The 17,436-nt window shown below is 46.5% G+C and carries 10 protein-coding genes and 1 tRNA gene; all 11 read left to right on the top strand.

The genetic code is table 11. The features are described 5' to 3' along the window. The first annotated feature begins 86 nt into the window (after window positions 1–86). The 11 genes from OCU49_RS18695 (at window position 87) to OCU49_RS18645 (ending at window position 17,419) form a co-directional block, all read left to right on the top strand. Window positions 87–443: a CNNM metal transporter family protein gene (locus OCU49_RS18695; RefSeq protein ID WP_261842070.1), complete on the top strand. Its 357-nt coding sequence runs from the start codon at window positions 87–89 to the stop codon at window positions 441–443. 36 nt (window positions 444–479) lie between these two features. Then, window positions 480–2,216 carry a DNA recombination protein RmuC gene (locus OCU49_RS18690; RefSeq protein ID WP_261842069.1) on the top strand — a complete coding sequence of 579 codons (1,737 nt, stop codon included), beginning with the start codon at window positions 480–482 and terminating at the stop codon, window positions 2,214–2,216. Beyond that, window positions 2,213–2,863 carry a gamma-glutamylcyclotransferase gene (locus tag OCU49_RS18685; RefSeq protein WP_261842068.1) on the top strand — a complete coding sequence of 217 codons (651 nt, stop codon included), beginning with the start codon at window positions 2,213–2,215 and terminating at the stop codon, window positions 2,861–2,863. Before OCU49_RS18690 ends, OCU49_RS18685 begins: the two co-directional genes overlap by 4 nt. Before the next feature lie 1,039 nt (window positions 2,864–3,902). Beyond that, window positions 3,903–5,141 (top strand): cell division protein FtsA, encoded by a 1,239-nt coding sequence (gene ftsA, locus OCU49_RS18680; RefSeq protein WP_261842067.1) that lies wholly within the window; start codon window positions 3,903–3,905, stop codon window positions 5,139–5,141. Window positions 5,142–5,294: 153 nt separating this feature from the next. Then, a complete protein-coding gene (gene ftsZ, locus OCU49_RS18675) occupies window positions 5,295–6,491 on the top strand; it encodes a cell division protein FtsZ (protein ID WP_261842066.1) in 1,197 nt (398 codons plus the stop codon). 281 nt (window positions 6,492–6,772) lie between these two features. Continuing rightward, window positions 6,773–6,860, top strand: a tRNA-Ser gene (locus OCU49_RS18670). Between the two features lie 452 nt (window positions 6,861–7,312). Further along, complete coding sequence (locus OCU49_RS18665) at window positions 7,313–8,122, top strand: hypothetical protein (RefSeq protein ID WP_261842065.1); 810 nt, start codon at window positions 7,313–7,315, stop codon at window positions 8,120–8,122. Between the two features lie 449 nt (window positions 8,123–8,571). Then, the gene (locus tag OCU49_RS18660) at window positions 8,572–10,701 is read left to right on the top strand and encodes a type I secretion system permease/ATPase (RefSeq protein WP_261842064.1); all 2,130 of its coding nucleotides are present in this window, start codon (window positions 8,572–8,574) and stop codon (window positions 10,699–10,701) included. Further along, on the top strand, window positions 10,698–12,101 hold the full coding sequence (locus OCU49_RS18655) for an HlyD family type I secretion periplasmic adaptor subunit (RefSeq protein ID WP_261842063.1): 1,404 nt from the start codon (window positions 10,698–10,700) through the stop codon (window positions 12,099–12,101). Before OCU49_RS18660 ends, OCU49_RS18655 begins: the two co-directional genes overlap by 4 nt. A gap of 3 nt (window positions 12,102–12,104) precedes the next feature. After that, entirely contained in the window at window positions 12,105–12,725 is a 621-nt protein-coding gene (locus OCU49_RS18650) for a response regulator transcription factor (protein WP_261842062.1), read from the top strand. Window positions 12,726–12,826: 101 nt separating this feature from the next. Beyond that, window positions 12,827–17,419: a retention module-containing protein gene (locus OCU49_RS18645; RefSeq protein WP_261842061.1), complete on the top strand. Its 4,593-nt coding sequence runs from the start codon at window positions 12,827–12,829 to the stop codon at window positions 17,417–17,419. The last annotated feature ends 17 nt before the right edge of the window (window positions 17,420–17,436 follow it).

The following is a 17,436-nucleotide window of genomic DNA, read 5'->3' as shown; positions in this document are numbered from 1 at the left end:
TTCTGCGATGAAATTCAGTAAAAGCCTGCTGCTGCGGTAAAAATCTTTTACAATAGCGGCTCATTTTTGCTTGCCAGGAAACCTGTATGTTATTTGAGCCTTTATTTATCTTTCTGTTCAGTGGCTTCGTGTCGATGTCTGCCGCGCTGAGTGCAGGTCAACTGAATAAGCTTAAAGAGGAAGATAAACCGGCCTTTTTGCATAGCAGAAATGGTCAGGTAACGGTCATCATGATCGGTAACCTTGCCGCGTTAACCTTAATTGGTGCAATGGCATATGGCTTCCGCCTGTTAGAGTGGTGGATTCCAGCGAGCAGTTTAGTATTAAGTTTTCCGGCTATCTCAGTAGGGATTACACAGCGTTTGTTTGGTGATCTGACAAATATCTTTTTGATGCTGCCGCTGAACATTGCTGCCATTGGTCTTCTATATTATTTCTGGTAACAGGTTAGTCCTGCCAGACACGGAGGTTGTTGCGCCATGAATGAGTTTCTTGAACAGCCAATTGTTATTCTTACTGTAGGCGCGATTGCGGGCACGTTGTTTGGCATGCTGCTGATGACGTTACGTATTCAGCAACATAAACGTAAGGCACAGCTGATGCAGAGTCAGCAGTACGTCAAAATCGGCCAGTTAGAAGATAAACTGGAAGAAGTTAAAGATGCCCGTACAGTTGTTGATGAAAAAGCTTCTGAGTTACAGCTATCGCTGGATGAGAAGGCCGAACAGATACGCCGTCTCGAACTTGAAGAAGTTCGCCTGCAACAAATCAGCTTACAAAAACAGCGATTGGAAGATGACTATGCTCAGTTGCTGACCGAGCAGAATGAATTGCGATTAAGCCAGAACCAGCATCAGGCCCGTAATGCTGAACTGCAGGCAAAATTGCAGAGTGAGCGGGCTGCACATCATGAGAAAGTGCAGTTGCTGAATGATGCCCGTGATCAGCTTAAAGGTGAGTTCGAGAATCTGGCCAATAAAATCTTTGCTGAAAAGTCTAAAACCTTTAAAGATGAAAACCGCGATGCTTTGGGTAATTTACTGACACCGTTGAAAGAGCAGTTGGGTGACTTTAAGCGAAGGGTTGAAGACACTTACGACAAAGAATCCCGGGACAGACGATCTCTGTACGAACAGATTCAGCAACTGAAGCAACTGAATCAGCAGATGAGTTCGGATGCGGTAAATCTGACTAACGCTTTAAAGGGTGAGTCCAAAACACAGGGCAACTGGGGTGAAGTAATTTTATCACGGGTGCTGGAGCAGTCCGGATTACGTGAAGGCCATGAATATCAGACTCAGGTTAGCGTGAATGACGGTGGTCGCCGTTTACAGCCTGATGTGATTGTACGTTTACCTGATGAAAAAGATGTCATTATTGATGCTAAGGTTTCCCTGACAGCTTATGAGGCTTTCTGTTCCGAGGAGCATGATGCTGTTCGGGCACGAAACCTGCGGGATCATCTGCAATCTATCCGTAACCATGTACGTGGTCTCAGCGATAAGGCTTACCAGGATCTGGAAGGTATTCGCAGTCTCGATTTCGTATTGTTATTTGTACCTATAGAAGGCGCGTTCTTACTGGCCGTTCAGGAAGATCCGGACTTGTTTGCATTTGCATACGAACGCAACATTATTCTTGTAAGCCCGGCGACATTGCTGGTGACATTACGCACCATTAATAATATCTGGCGTTATGAACGCCAGAGCCTGAATGCTCAGGAAATTGCCCGACGGGGCGGTGAGTTGCATGACAAGTTCGTTGGCTTTGTTGAGTCTCTAGAAGATGTAGGAAAGCACCTGGAACGTTCCTCTCAGGCTTATCATATGGCGCATAAACGCTTGGTCAGCGGGCGCGGTAATCTTGTTTCTCAGGTAGCCTCTCTGCAACAGTTGGGTGTCCGTAATAAGAAACAAATGGACAAGCGCTTGCAGGATGAAGCTGCTGAAGCAGAACTGCAAAACCTGCCTCGCACAGAAGATCCTGAAGTAATCGCCGATGGAGTTTCTGAAGTAAATACTCTGGGTGCTCAGGCGTTTAAAGAGAAAGAAGAGCAAACTACTGAAGAACAAGATACAGAAGTACAAGATGTTGCACCGCCGAAAGTACGGCTGGTGGATACTGCTTTTGAGTCGGCACCATTTGTCAGTTCTGGCGATACTGAGCAAGTTGCCGTATCCGGCGATTCTTTTCGCCGGGATGATGAACTGAAATGATTTCTGTTGCTGGCTACGGATCTTTATTATCTGAAGCTTCTGCCCGTGAAACAGTACCGGGACTGCAGAACTTCAGATTGGTGAAAGTGTCGGGCTACAGGCGTGTTTTTAATAAAGTAGGTATTGTTTTCATTAGCCGGCATGGTGCTGATGCTGATAGCCTGCAAATCGCATCCTGTTCAACGCAAGCAGATTCTGACAGCTCAATTATTTGTAGTCAGTTTGAATGTAGTGAAGATGAGTTTCTTGAGCTATATGAGCGAGAGCATCGCTTTCGTTGGATAGAAGTTTCAACTGAGCTACTGGCATCTGCAACCGGGTCAGAGCAACCTTCACAGGCGCGTATGTGTAGTGGCTTTAGTGATACTGACTATCGCTTGAATAAGTGTATAACGCCTGCCGAATATCATCGTAGGGTTGGCCAGTACTATCAGGGGGAGTTGTGGCGTACAGATATCCTGCCTTTTCCCCGTTATTTGTTTTTTTGCTTACAGGCTGCAGCCACTCAGAGTAAAGAGGTTGTCGATAACTTCCTTGATACCAGTTACCTGGCGGATGGCGTAACGACTTTGCGAGAATACGTTTCAAGCACTCCTGAGCTAGCGAACTGGCAACAGCAATTGGCCAGTTATAGTTATCCTTCATGATTGCTGCAGTGTGATCTTAGCTCGCTGAGTTCGAATATTAGCAACGTAACTCTGTGGGGTTATACACAGGTACAAGAGCCCGCCTCAGTTTTTCCTATCCAAATCACCCTGTGAATATTTCTTATTGTATTAACCTCTTCTGTGGGCAGTTATCGCGTTCTGGTTGTGCACATCTATTCTCCCATTAGCTTCCTGATAGCTGTTGATATCTTAACTACTTGTCAGTGTTTGTGGGTAATTACATTGGTTTCTTTAATTATCAGTAATTAAGAATATATGAGATTAATCAAAATAGGTTTTTGAATATTGCTTGATTAATCATTATTAATTTTTGAAAATTAATAAAATCATCAATATTAAATGTTGAAAATTAGCAAAATCATCAATATTAATTTTTGAAATATAGTAAAAACGTCAATATTAAATATTGATTAGTGTTTGTTTATTCAAAACTAAATTTTGATTTTTGTATGTTTTTTGTACAAAAAAAAATTAAATTGTGTTAAAAATATACAGTAGGTTCAGGATTAGCCGGATTGGCTGAAAAGTCAGCTATCATGGTGAAATTTCTGCTAAAGATGGCAGGTTTTTGCCGATACACAGTAGTGCGGCGGAACATAATTGCCTTTAAGCAAAGAATTAAATCAATATCCTAAAAAAATGCTTAAAAATTAAATTGAATGGTTTATTCTTGGCATTAATTATTAAAAATGCCGTTTTACACTGAGTTTGATTAAAAACTGAACTATGCTGGTTGTTAATTGTTCAGGTTTTTGTGGAAAAGAATTTACGGAGAAGGTTTGGTTAAATAGTAACCAGGCTCTGATTAGAAAAAGATAGCTGGCAAAAACGTCAGTAAAGCTGTTGATAAAAGATTGTTGATAAATATTTTTATGGCAGTTGATTATTCAGAAAAGCTGAGGAGATCAATATTCACTTTTGAATATTCGCTGACAAGCTTTTCCACAGTTTTGGCAGGCAGGTTTCAATACATTGAATTCTTCGGCATGGTGCCGGAGTAATAAAAGCGGTTTTATATATGACCATGGCAAGCAATATGATCGTCGCGTTAGACATTGGCACCTCAAAGGTGGTGTGTCTTGTGGGTGAAGTTGGCCCGGATGGTGTGATCGATATTGTAGGCATAGGTTCTCATGCTTCACGTGGTTTAAAGCGTGGTGTTGTGGTGAATATTGAATCGACAGTGCAGTCCATTCAGCGTGCAGTAGAAGAAGCTGAGCTGATGGCGGGATGCAAAATTCATTCAGTTACTGTGGGGATTGCTGGTAGCCATATCAACAGCATGAATTCTCACGGGATTGTAGCCGTACGTGACCGTGAAGTGATGGAACATGATCTGGAAAGGGTGATGGATGCAGCAAGAGCTGTTGCAATACCTGCTGATCAGAAAATTTTACATATATTGCCGCAAGAATATGTAATTGATAATCAGGAAGGTATCCGTGAACCGCTGGGTATGTCCGGTGTTCGTTTGGAAGCGAAAGTTCATTTGGTGACAGGTGCGGTGAATGCTGTACAGAACATTGAAAAATGTGTGCAACGTTGTGGCCTGGCAGTAGATGACAGCGTTCTCGAGCAGTTGGCGTCCAGTTATTCAGTACTGACTGATGACGAAAAAGAACTTGGCGTTTGTATGGTGGATATGGGTGGTGGAACCACTGATATTGCCATATTCACAGGTGGTGCAATCCGGCATACAGCAGTCATACCTATTGCTGGTGACCAAGTCACGAACGACATCGCGATGGCGTTACGTACTCCAACACTTAATGCCGAAGAAATTAAACAGAAGTATGCCTGTGCACTGGCTCAGCTAGCAGGGGCACATGAAACAATTAAGGTACCGAGTGTCGGAGACCGACCAGCTAGAGACCTTTCACGTCAGGCGTTGGCTGAAGTTGTTGAACCGCGCTATGACGAATTATTTACGCTGGTGCAGGCTGAATTACGTCGCAGCGGTTTCGAAGACATGATTGCAGCCGGTATTGTTCTGACCGGCGGCACTGCAAAAATGGAAGGTGCTGTTGAACTGGCAGAAGAGATCTTTCATATGCCAGTTCGCCTGGCTCTGCCTAAAGGCGTTAAAGGGATGGCGGATATTTTAGCCAGCCCTATATATGCAACGTCTATTGGCCTGCTGCAATACGCAAAACAGGATAATGTACCCCGGCAAGATGAACTGCCGGTAGAGATCAGTTCAGTGCCGAATACGCCGGCGCTGAAACGAATGAAAAGCTGGTTTCAGAGAAATTTCTGAAACGGCAGGGAACTAATATTTTGATTGGCCAGTAGTTAGATGCCGGCCTTCAGTACAAAACAAGTTGTATGTGTTGGCGGAGCCGACGCATCAATCATAATTAGAAAGACAGACCTAAGCGTTAATAACACGCTTAAGCTGGAGGAAAGGGACATGTTTGAATTAGTTAATAGCGTACCCCAGAACGCGGTCATTAAGGTGGTCGGCGTTGGCGGAGGCGGTGGTAATGCCGTCCAGCACATGGTGTCTACAGATGTTGATGGCGTAGAGTTTATCTGTGCTAATACGGACTCTCAGGCACTTGATAATATGCTGGCGAAAAGCCTGCTGCAGATTGGTGGCGAGATCACTAAAGGTCTGGGTGCCGGTGCAAATCCTGATGTAGGTCGTCAGGCTGCACTGGAAGACCGCGAAGGTATTGCTGAAATGATCCGTGGCGCTGACATGGTATTCATTACCGCAGGAATGGGTGGCGGTACCGGTACAGGTGCAGCACCAATTGTTGCTGAAGTTGCTAAGGAAATGGGCATTCTGACGGTTGCAGTGGTTACTAAGCCATTCCCGTTTGAAGGTAAGAAGCGAGTGCTGATCGCCGAGCAGGGCATTAAAGAGTTGTCTGAAAATGTTGACTCTCTGATCATCATTCCTAATGAAAAGCTGATGCAGGTGCTAGGTAAAAACTGCTCGCTAATCAATGCTTTTAATGCCGCTAACGATGTACTCAAAGGTGCGGTTCAGGGCATTGCTGATCTGATTATCCGTCCGGGTATGATCAACGTGGATTTCGCCGACGTTCGTACTGTTATGTCTGAAATGGGCATGGCAATGATGGGCACCGGTACAGCACGTGGTGAAAACCGTGGTGTTGAAGCAGCAGAAGCAGCTATTCGCAGCCCTCTGTTGGAAGACATTGATCTGCAGGGTGCACGCGGTATTCTGGTGAACATCACAGCAGGTCTGGATCTGGGGCTGGGTGAGTTCTCAGAAGTTGGTCAGGTTGTTGAAGAGTTTGCGTCTGAAAATGCTACTGTTGTTGTCGGTACCGTTATCGATCCTGAGATGAGCGAAGAGATCAAGGTCACTGTTGTAGCAACTGGTCTGGGTGCGGCAGTCGAGCAGGAAATCCGAGTGGTAAACAGTGCGCCTAAGCGTGCAGCGGTTGCCGGCGGTGCTGCTGCAGATTACAGCCAGCTGGAATTACCAACAGTTATGCGTAACAAAGCGTCTGATTCTCTGCGTGCAGAAGATAATCCAGCGCCGGCAGTCGAAGCCAGCGAAGCTAAGAAAACCGGCACTGATGATATGGAATTCCTGGATATTCCAGCTTTCCTGCGTCGACAAGCTGATTAATCCAGACGTGAGTAACGGGGTTATTAAAGGAATCGTCCCTTCCTGAAATAGCCCGCTCTGTAAAGAGTATTACTTGTATAGAAAGCCCGTTTAACTTCGTTAAACGGGCTTTTTCGTGGGCCACTGTTAGGTAAGACATACAGTAGAGATAACAGGTATTTTATTGAATTTTACAGAGTACAAAAAAAAACCAAAAAACTCCGGTTACAGGTTTGATTTAGCACGTAAATTCCATTAAAGTACGCGCCACTCTGAAGTGCTGAAAAGTACTGAAGAATTGCGGTGAGGTGTCCGAGTGGCCGAAGGAGCACGCCTGGAAAGTGTGTATACCGAAAGGTATCGAGGGTTCGAATCCCTCCCTCACCGCCATCTAATTAAAACGATTAAGCCCTGACTAAACATCAGGGCTTTTTTGTGTCTGAAAGATTGTGCTGGAGGGTGAATCGAGCGCAGCGAGATAACATTGGAGCTTGCGACGATGGCCCTTTATGGGTGAGCGCATGCGAATAAAAGCCTCGCGGGTTCGAGCCGAGCGTAGCGACGCACATCGGAGGAACGACTATAGCCAGAGTGTTCAGCGTAACTCGGGAATCTCTTCCTCGCCGCCATTTAATTTTAGCGATTTGATTCCTAACTAAATATCAGGGCCTTTCATACCAGAATAGTTCTCTGTATTTGGTTTTTGACCGTTTGGATGCCATTTGTTTACAAGTAAAAACAGGCAGGAAAGCCTTATGGTCTACGCTTAATTATATGGGCCACAGGGATGGGCATTCATATCCAGGTAGGTGCATACACAATCGTGAATGGGAGTAACTGCCATGAAACGACTATGTATATTACTGATTACATTCAGTTTATGTTTACCAGCAGAACTGGCGGCTGAGGATTGGTTTTATGCCAAACGGGTCGATGAGTTCTCTGATCAGGAAACACACATTGCAATGGTGCGTTCAATTGAAGAGCGCAGTCTGGCACTTGCCAGATGCCTGCAGGAAGAAGAGTTTGATTTGATCTTTTCCGTCGGGCATTTCATTGGTGTTGGGAATAAATATCCAGTGCGCTATCGCGTAGATAAGCAAGATTCAGTTCAAAGTGACTGGATTGTTTCTACCCGCGGTGATTCTGTTTTTGCCAGTGATTTTGATAAAACCCATCTAGCGAGACAAATGCTGCACGGTGACGAATTACTGGTTGAAATTACGGATGCCAGAGGCAGTGCTTTTACTGCACATTTACCTTTGCAGGGGGCTGCGAATACTCTGGGCAGAGTCATGGATGCCTGTTCCGTTGCCAGAGAAGGGCTAAAAGTAGAAGGTATTGATGTGGCGGTGCAAAAATATATCTCTATGCTCGGGCCTAAAAATGTCGTTTGTCATAAGCAAATGCTTGGTGAACTGGGATACGAGCTAACAGATTTTTCGTCGGTTAAATCGACAGACTTCTTTCGCCAAACTCAGCAGTTTATGAATGATAAGCTGGCTGAATGCGCGGGTATGGACTCGCGTCTCAAGCAGGCTATGTATGGCTGCAAGCGTAAAGAATGGTTGCTGGATAATATTTATCCGGAGGCCAGTAAGAAAAACGAAGCCTTAGTGTCTTCCTGCGGACTGACTAAGTTACAGCATTAACGTAGTCGCTGAGCAGATTATTACTAGCAAGCGGTGCTGTCGGGCTATATTCGAAACAGAATAGCTTGGAAGAGTATCTGTTGGTCTGATTTAAAGCGGGTAATTTTCCAGTGTTTGTTTAATTTGGCTATTTCGTCATTGGTTCTTGCTGAGAAGAGCAGAGCCCTGCCTGTTTCTTAGTTTTATTGATTTTGAGACGTTTTAAGATCTGTGGCTGGAAACGGTACTGTCACTTCACACATTGCTAATAATATATAAATTTCTGGGGCTTATTTGCCCTTCGGAGCCTGTTTTTACAGGTCGCGGGTCACAGTTATTTACTGCATCGAGAGAAACGCACACATTAAAAATGTGCTTCAAAGTTTATAGATTTCACCAGATTCGACTAGATTGTATAGACTGCTCTACTGTTAAGTAGCGCTTCTGTGACGTTTGAAACAGGGGGGGATATGCGCACAGCGACAGGTATTGATCACCTGCTTGAGTGTCTTTTAGTGTTGAGTTCCTTTCATGGGAATAGTCTCAATAGAGATACGCTTGTTGCTGGATTGCCTCTTGAAAAACAACATCTTACTCCATCTTTATTTTCTCGTGCTGCAGCCCGCGCTGGCTTTGTCAGTAAAATTCTAAAAAAACCTTTAGAAACACTTAAGAATCGAGCTTTGCCTGCTGTTTTAATATTGGAAGGTGATGAGGCTTGCGTGTTGATGTCGTGGAGCAGGAATAAACAATCTGCTCAGGTTATCTATCCGGAATTTCCGGAAAGTGTGATGGAAGTGCCGGCAGAGAAGCTGGATAAACGCTATTCCGGAGCTGTTATTTATGCCCGGCCTAAACTGAATTTTGATGCACGGGCACCGGAGATAACCAAGCAAAAACCGTCTCATTGGTTTTGGGGGGCAATGCTTGAAAACTTAAGCCTGTATAGGGATGTTTTGCTGGCGGCGTTGTTTATCAATGTATTTGCGCTGGCGCTCCCTCTATTTACGATGAACGTATATGACAGGGTTGTACCTAATCACGCATTTGAAACTCTCTGGGTACTGGCGTTTGGGATAGGTATCGTACTTATTGCCGATTTGTTACTACGTACAATGCGGGGCTACTTTCTGGATCTGGCAGGGAAACGGGTCGATATCCTTTTGTCAGTGCGCATTATGCAGCAGGTGTTAGGGTTGAAAATGGAGTACAGACCACTGTCTGTAGGTGCTTTTGCTGCCAATTTACGTTCTTTTGAAACAGTACGAGATTTCATTACGTCAGCTTCCCTTACCGCTTTAATTGATCTGCCGTTTACTCTGATTTTTATTCTTGTGCTGGGCTGGATATCACCAGTGATGATGTTGCCTTCGCTTATCGGTGTGTTTCTTATTCTGTGCTATGCCCTGACAACTAAGGGCAAAATGAAAGCACTGACTGAAAGTATGTATCAGGCAAGTTCAATGCGTAATTCGGTTTTGATCGAGAGTCTTATTGGTCTCGATACGTTAAAGATTTTAACCGCAGAAGGTGTCATGCAGCGTCGCTGGGAAAAAGCTGCTGCTTATCTTGATCGGGTGGGCGTGCAACTGCGATTGCTGGCGACCAGTAACCTGAATTTTGCTATGTGGATTCAGCAATTAGTGAGCGTGAGTGTAATAGTTATAGGTGTGTATTTGATTTCGGAAGGTGAATTAAGTCTCGGGGGACTTATTGCCACTATGATGCTTGCCAACCGGGCGATGGCACCGCTCGGTCAGGCGGCATCGCTTTTAACTCAGTACCATAATGCGCGGACAGCTTTAACAGCTTTGAACGCAATTATGGAGCAGCCGGTTGAACGTCCGGCGGAACAAAACTTTTTTAACCGGGGTTCTCTTCAGGGAGAAATAGAATTTCGTAAAGTGAGCTTTACGTACCCGGGTGCAGAAGTTCAGGCGCTAAGGGATATTTCTTTTCGGATTAAGGCCGGCGAGCATGTAGCGATTCTGGGGCGGGTTGGTTCTGGTAAAACAACATTGCAGCGCTTAATTGTCAGTCTTTATCAGGTTAAAGAAGGCGCAATTCTTGTTGATGGTATTGATGTACGACAGCTGGATCCCGCGGAATTACGTCATCAGGTCGGCTTTGTCCCGCAGGACGCAACACTCTTTTATGGCACGCTGCGGGATAACCTGACTTTTGCTGATCCTATGGCGAGTGAGGAGGCTATTCAACGGGCAGTTAAAGTCGCTGAATTATACGATTTTATAAATGCGCATCCCCAGGGCTATGACATGAACGTGGGAGAGCGCGGAGAATTCTTATCCGGTGGTCAGCGTAAAGCTGTGGCGCTTGCCCGTTCAATTATTCATGAGCCGCCGTTACTGCTATTAGATGAAGTGACAGGTTCTATGGATCATGCATCTGAGGCGGCAATACTGAATAATCTACGTGATTATGCGGTAGGTAAAACAATGGTGGTTATCACCCATCATACTGCTTTGCTGGAGTTAGTTGATCGAATTATTGTGCTGGATAGCGGCAAGATTGTTGCTGATGGTCCCCGGGATCAGGTAGTTGAAGCGTTACGTAAAGGCAGGATCGGGAGGGCGATATGAATGGTTCAGCGCCTATTCCTCCGTTAAACAATGAGACTAAGCAGTCGCCTGGACGGCGGCTTATGGACCGGGCATTCGAACACTGGATTCCAGTAGATGAACCGGACAATCTCAATTGGTTGGAAGATGCCGACAGAGCCATGCTGGAGCAGGATCCGGTTAAAACCCGTAAATTGTTATATGTGATTATCTTGGTAGTGATGGGTTTGATTGCCTGGTCCGCGTATGCAGAGATAGATGAAGTAACCCGTGGTGAAGCTAAAGTAATTCCATCTCGTCAGGTGCAGATTATTCAGTCTCAGGATGGCGGTGTGGTAACTGAACTGGCCGTGTCAGAAGGGGATGCGGTTGAACCTGGTCAGTTATTGGTAAAACTGGATGCTACACGTTCTGTTGCTTCATTTCGGGAGAACCGTGCCGAGCTAGTTTCTCTTCAGGTTAAAGCTGAGCGTCTGCAGTCTGTGGCTGAAGAAGTACCTTTTTATCCAACGAATGATATGGCGGAATCTGTTCCTGAAGTGGTCGAACAGGAAATGGCATTGTTTAGTTCCAGTATGGAAGAATTAGAGGCGGCCAGGAGTATTGCCCGGCAGCAACTGGACCAGCGACGTCAGGAGCTAGTGGAAGCGCGGGCGCAGAAGTCTCAGTTAGACCGTAGCTACAGTTTTGCCGCTCATGAGCTGGAGGTGAGTGCACCCTTGTTGTCTTCGGGCGCTGTATCTGAAATAGAAGTGCTGCGCTTACGTCGAGAAGTATCCCGTCTCAGCGGAGAACGCGCTCAGGTTGCGGCCAGGATGCAACGTATTCTGGCGACTATTGCTGAGGCTGAGAATAGGATTAGCGAAGTTGCCTTAGAATTTAAAAATGATATTCGTGAGGAATTATCCAGTACTACATCGCGTATAAATACGCTTACCGAAAGTAGTCGGGGATTACTTGACCGGGTTGAGCAAACAGCGGTTGTATCTCCTGTTCGGGGGACAGTTAAGCAACTGTTTTTTAATACTATTGGCGGAGTGATTTTACCAGGTAGAGAAATAATAGAAATCGTCCCTTTAGATGATGCTTTATTACTTGAGGCAAAGATTAATCCCCGTGATATCGCATTTTTGCGGCCGGGTCAGGAGGCATTAGTTAAGTTTACCGCCTATGATTTTATAGTTTATGGCGGCTTGAAGGCGACGGTTGAGCACATCAGTGCGGATACTGTAGTCGATGAAAATGGCACGCCGTTCTATATTGTCAGAGTAAAAACCTTAGAATCAAATATGGGAAAGGGAAAACCCATAATTCCCGGAATGGTGGCCGAAGTGGATATTCTGACAGGTAAGAAAAGCATTCTGCATTACATGCTTAAGCCTGTATTCCGGGCCCGGCAATATGCGTTAACGGAGCGATGAACCATGCATGTGTTCGTCAGTAAAAAAAAGCTCTCGCCAGTTCGGTGGCATGAAGCATTTCCAGATGCACTGACGGTGAGAACGCCTCAGGAAGCACAGCGGGTACATTATGGCTCAGGTCTTATATGGCTGGACTTTACCTCCCTTGAGCCGGTAGAAAAAACGCTTTGGCTGCACGCTGCTCAGGAGTTACGTACACCGGTAGTGGTGCTTTCAAATTTACCGAATGATGATGAGGCTATGATGGTGTTTCGCTCCGGCAGTGCTGGCTATAGTCATGTGCTTGCCGCTGCAACCTTACTCAGAGAAATTGCCCTGGTTGTAGAGCATGGAGGATATTGGGTAGGTGCTGAGTTTATCGGTAAAGTGTTAAAGGTTAGCTCCCGCTATATGCAAGTTGAAAGCTGCGAAGGTGCGGTATTTTTCGATGAGCTTACAGCGCGGGAACAAATGGTTGCTCAGCTTATTGCACAGGGAGCGTCCAATAAAGAAATTGCTGGTTCATTAGGGGTCACTGAGCGGACTGTCAAAGCACATGTATCATCTATATTTGCTAAGTCTGGAGCACGTGACAGAGTACATCTTGTGCTTTTACTCAATGAACATGAAGTTTTTGCTGTATGAAAATCGCTCATATTGTACTTCAGGTACAGGTCTAAACATCCTTTCAACACCTAACCTTATTAACCCTGATTATTTATTTATGGTTAAAAGGGAGAGGTATCATGGCTTCGAATACTCCCATCGCAACAGTGGCAGCAATGTCTGGTGTCGTGTTTGCGCGTAACAGTGACGGAGAATTAAGACAGCTTCAGGTTGGTGATGAACTTATCGAAGGTGATGTTCTGGTACCTTCAGAAGGTGCATTTGTGCAGCTGGCAATGACTGATGGCACATATATGTCTTTTGATCAGCCGGTTGAAGTGGCTATCACTGACAGCATGGTGAGCGGTGAAGAAGAAAACCTTGCTGAGGCTGAATCGATTAGCGACGAGTCAGTCGCTGCTGTTTTAGCTGCTATTGAGGCTGGGCAGGATCCAACTGATGTATTACCTGCACCTGCCGCTGGTGGTGCTGGTCCTAACGGTGGTGAAGGCCACGACTTTGTAGTACTCACCCGCATAGTTGAGACGACATCTCCTTCTTCTTTTGGTGGTCAGACATTCAGTGCCAGTGATTCTCCATTTATCTCTCCTGATTTGTTACCTGTGGATGAGGCCCAGTCACCTGTTGCTGTTGATGATGCCATCAGCCTCGATGAGGACAGCTCAGTTATCATCAATATTCTGGGCAATGATTCTGACCCTGATGGTGATCTTGATCCAACCACAGTCACAATAATTAGCCCGCCGAGTAATGGTGTTATCAGTGTTGACCCAGTAAGCGGTGCTGTAACTTATACGCCAAATGAAAATTATAACGGTCCGGATACGTTCGAATACATAGTTTCAGATGAAGCTGGAAATACCTCGGATCCGGCAACTGTAAGCATAACGGTGAATCCCGTAAACGATGCACCGGTTGCCACCGATAACGATTACGACGTTAATGAAGGGGGACAGGTATCCGGTAATATTATTTCAGATGATACCGGTGATGGTGCCGACAGCGATATTGACAACGATCCTCTGATGATCGCCACTATCAACGGTCAGCCAGTGGTGTTTGATCAGCAAGGTGAAGCGCAGATTGCAATTGGCGATGGAACCCTGACCATTAATAAAGACGGTAGTTACACCTATCAGCATAACGGTGAAGAACCAGAAGAAACCAGCTTTACCTATACCGTCACTGATGGCGATCTTGAATCAAATTCTGCAGTTGTGACATTGAATGTTCAGCAGGTAAACGATGCGCCGGTCGCTACTGATAATGACTACAACGTCAATGAGGGCGGTCAGGTGATGGGCAATATCATCACCCAGAATACCGGTGACGGTGTCGACTCTGATCCTGAGAATGACACGCTGACCATCATGGATGTGAATGGCCAGCCAGTGGTGTTTAATCAGCAGGGCGAAGCCCAGGTTAGCATTGGTGACGGCACCCTGACGCTGAATGAAGACGGCAGCTTCACGTATGACCACGACGGGTCTGAACCCGCACCAACGAGCTTTACCTACAGTGTCAGCGACGGCAATTTAGAGTCTAATACTGCAACTGTTACTTTGAGCGTTCAGCAAGTGAACGACGCACCGGTTGCTACTGATAATGACTACAACGTCAATGAGGGCGGTCAGGTGATGGGCAATATCATCACCCAGAACACCGGTGACGGTGTCGACTCTGATCCTGAGAATGACACGCTGACCATCATGGATGTGAACAGCCAGCCAGTGGTGTTTAATCAGCAGGGCGAAGCCCAGGTTAGCATTGGTGATGGCACTCTGACCCTGAATGAAGACGGCAGCTTCACGTATGACCACGACGGCTCTGAACCCGCACCCACCAGCTTTACTTACAGCGTTAGCGACGGCAGTTTAGAGTCTAATACCGCAACCGTTACCCTGAGCGTTCAGCAGGTGAACGATGCGCCGGTCGCTACCGACAACGAGTATAACGTCAATGAAGGTGGCCAGGTGATGGGTAACATCATCACCCAGAACACCGGTGACGGTGTCGATTCTGACCCTGAGAATGACACGCTGACCATTATGGATGTGAATGGCCAGCCAGTGGTGTTTAATCAGCAGGGCGAAGCCCAGGTTAGCATTGGTGATGGCACTCTGACCCTGAATGAAGACGGCAGTTTCACGTATGACCACGACGGCTCTGAACCCGCACCCACCAGCTTTACCTACAGTGTCAGCGACGGCAATTTAGAGTCTAATACTGCAACTGTTACTTTGAGCGTTCAGCAAGTGAACGACGCACCGGTTGCTACTGATAATGACTACAACGTCAATGAGGGTGGTCAGGTGATGGGCAATATCATCACTCAGAACACCGGTGACGGTGTCGACTCTGACCCTGAGAATGACACGCTGACCATTATGGATGTGAATGGCCAGCCAGTGGTGTTTAATCAGCAGGGCGAAGCCCAGGTTAGCATTGGTGATGGCACCCTGACCTTGAGCGAAGACGGCAGTTTCACGTATGACCACGACGGCTCTGAACCCGCACCCACCAGCTTTACCTACAGTGTCAGCGACGGCAATTTAGAGTCTAATACTGCAACTGTTACTTTGAGCGTTCAGCAAGTGAACGACGCACCGGTTGCTACTGATAATGACTACAACGTCAATGAGGGTGGTCAGGTGATGGGCAATATCATCACCCAGAACACCGGTGACGGTGTCGACTCTGACCCTGAGAATGACACGCTGACCATTATGGATGTGAATGGCCAGCCAGTGGTGTTTAATCAGCAGGGCGAAGCCCAGGTTAGCATTGGTGATGGCACCCTGACCTTGAGCGAAGACGGCAGTTTCACGTATGACCACGACGGCTCTGAACCCGCACCCACCAGCTTTACCTACAGTGTCAGCGACGGCAATTTAGAGTCTAATACTGCAACTGTTACTTTGAGCGTTCAGCAAGTGAACGACGCACCGGTTGCTACTGATAATGACTACAACGTCAATGAGGGTGGTCAGGTGATGGGCAATATCATCACCCAGAACACCGGTGACGGTGTCGACTCTGATCCTGAAAATGACACGCTGACCATCATGGATGTGAACGGCCAGCCAGTGGTGTTTAATCAGCAGGGCGAAGCTCAGGTTAGCATTGGTGATGGCACTCTGACCCTGAATGAAGACGGCAGCTTCACGTATGACCATGACGGGTCTGAACCCGCACCCACCAGCTTTACCTACAGTGTCAGCGACGGCAATTTAGAGTCTAATACCGCAACCGTAACCCTGAGCGTTCAGCAGGTGAACGATGCGCCGGTCGCTACTGATAATGACTACAACGTCAATGAGGGCGGTCAGGTGATGGGCAATATCATCACCCAGAACACCGGTGACGGTGTCGACTCTGATCCTGAGAATGACACGCTGACCATCATGGATGTGAACGGCCAGCCAGTGGTGTTTAATCAGCAGGGCGAAGCCCAGATTAGCATTGGTGACGGCACACTAACCCTGAACGAAGACGGCAGCTTCACGTATGACCATGACGGCTCTGAACCCGCACCAACCAGCTTTACCTACAGTGTCAGTGACGGCAGTTTAGAGTCTAATACCGCAACTGTTACCTTGAGTGTTCAACAGGTGAACGACGCACCGGTTGCTACTGACAACGACTATAACGTCAATGAGGGTGGTCAGGTGATGGGCAATATCATCACCCAGAACACCGGTGACGGTGTCGACTCTGACCCTGAAAATGACACGCTGACCATCATGGATGTGAATGGCCAGCCAGTGGTGTTTAATCAGCAAGGCGAAGCCCAGGTTAGCATTGGTGACGGCACCCTGACGCTGAATGAAGACGGCAGCTTCACGTATGACCATGACGGCTCTGAACCCGCACCAACCAGCTTTACCTACAGCGTTAGCGACGGCAATCTGGAATCTAATACCGCAACGGTTACTCTGAGTATTCAACCTGTCGATGAGCCTGTGACACTGGATATGACTGGTAGTGAAGGTGAGGTATATGACGTCGGGATTCTGTCAGATATGGACGATAGTGAAACGACGAACAGCAGCTTTAAAGTGAATGCACCGGACGGGCTGGCATCAGTGACTATCGCCGGCAATATATTATTGGTTGCAGACTTACTTGCTGCAACAGAGCTAGCACCGTTGACAGTATTTAGTGATGCGAACGAAGAAATGGTCATCACTGGGTATGATGCTAATACTGGCACCATTAATTACAGTTATAGCTTGGTAACTGCAGTGTCCCATGCGCCCAATAGTGATCAGACCATGACTTCTTTTGAAGTGACGGCAAAAGATTCAGATGGTTCTGTTTCAGATCCGGGTTTTATTGTTATCACACAAAATGATGATGTTCCTGAAGTTATTGCGCTTGCTGATGGTATGGGAATTAATGGCGAGACTACGGTAGTTGGCACCCTGAGTATCGATCCTTCAGCTGATACACCACAAACTTTTATTTGGGGTGAATTTACGCCAAGTACTACTTTGTACGCGAATGATGAGCCGATTGGTTATATTCATAATAGCCAGACACAAACTATTACCGGTGTACTTGCTGATAATACAGTTGTATTTACGCTACAAGTGAATGACGACATGGATACATACACCTATACGCAGTATCTGCCGATTCAGACTGAAGCGACAGATGTTGCTATTGGTGCAAATCTTTCAGGCGGTAACAGTGACAGCTTTAGGTTGTGATCTACCGGGCTTGATGT

Origin of the sequence: Aliamphritea ceti, from assembly GCF_024347215.1 — a bacterium.
Classification (GTDB): Bacteria; Pseudomonadota; Gammaproteobacteria; order Pseudomonadales; family Balneatricaceae; genus Amphritea; species Amphritea ceti.
Note: the sequence above shows the minus strand (reverse complement) of the source record. Positions and strands in the feature narration are given on the sequence as shown.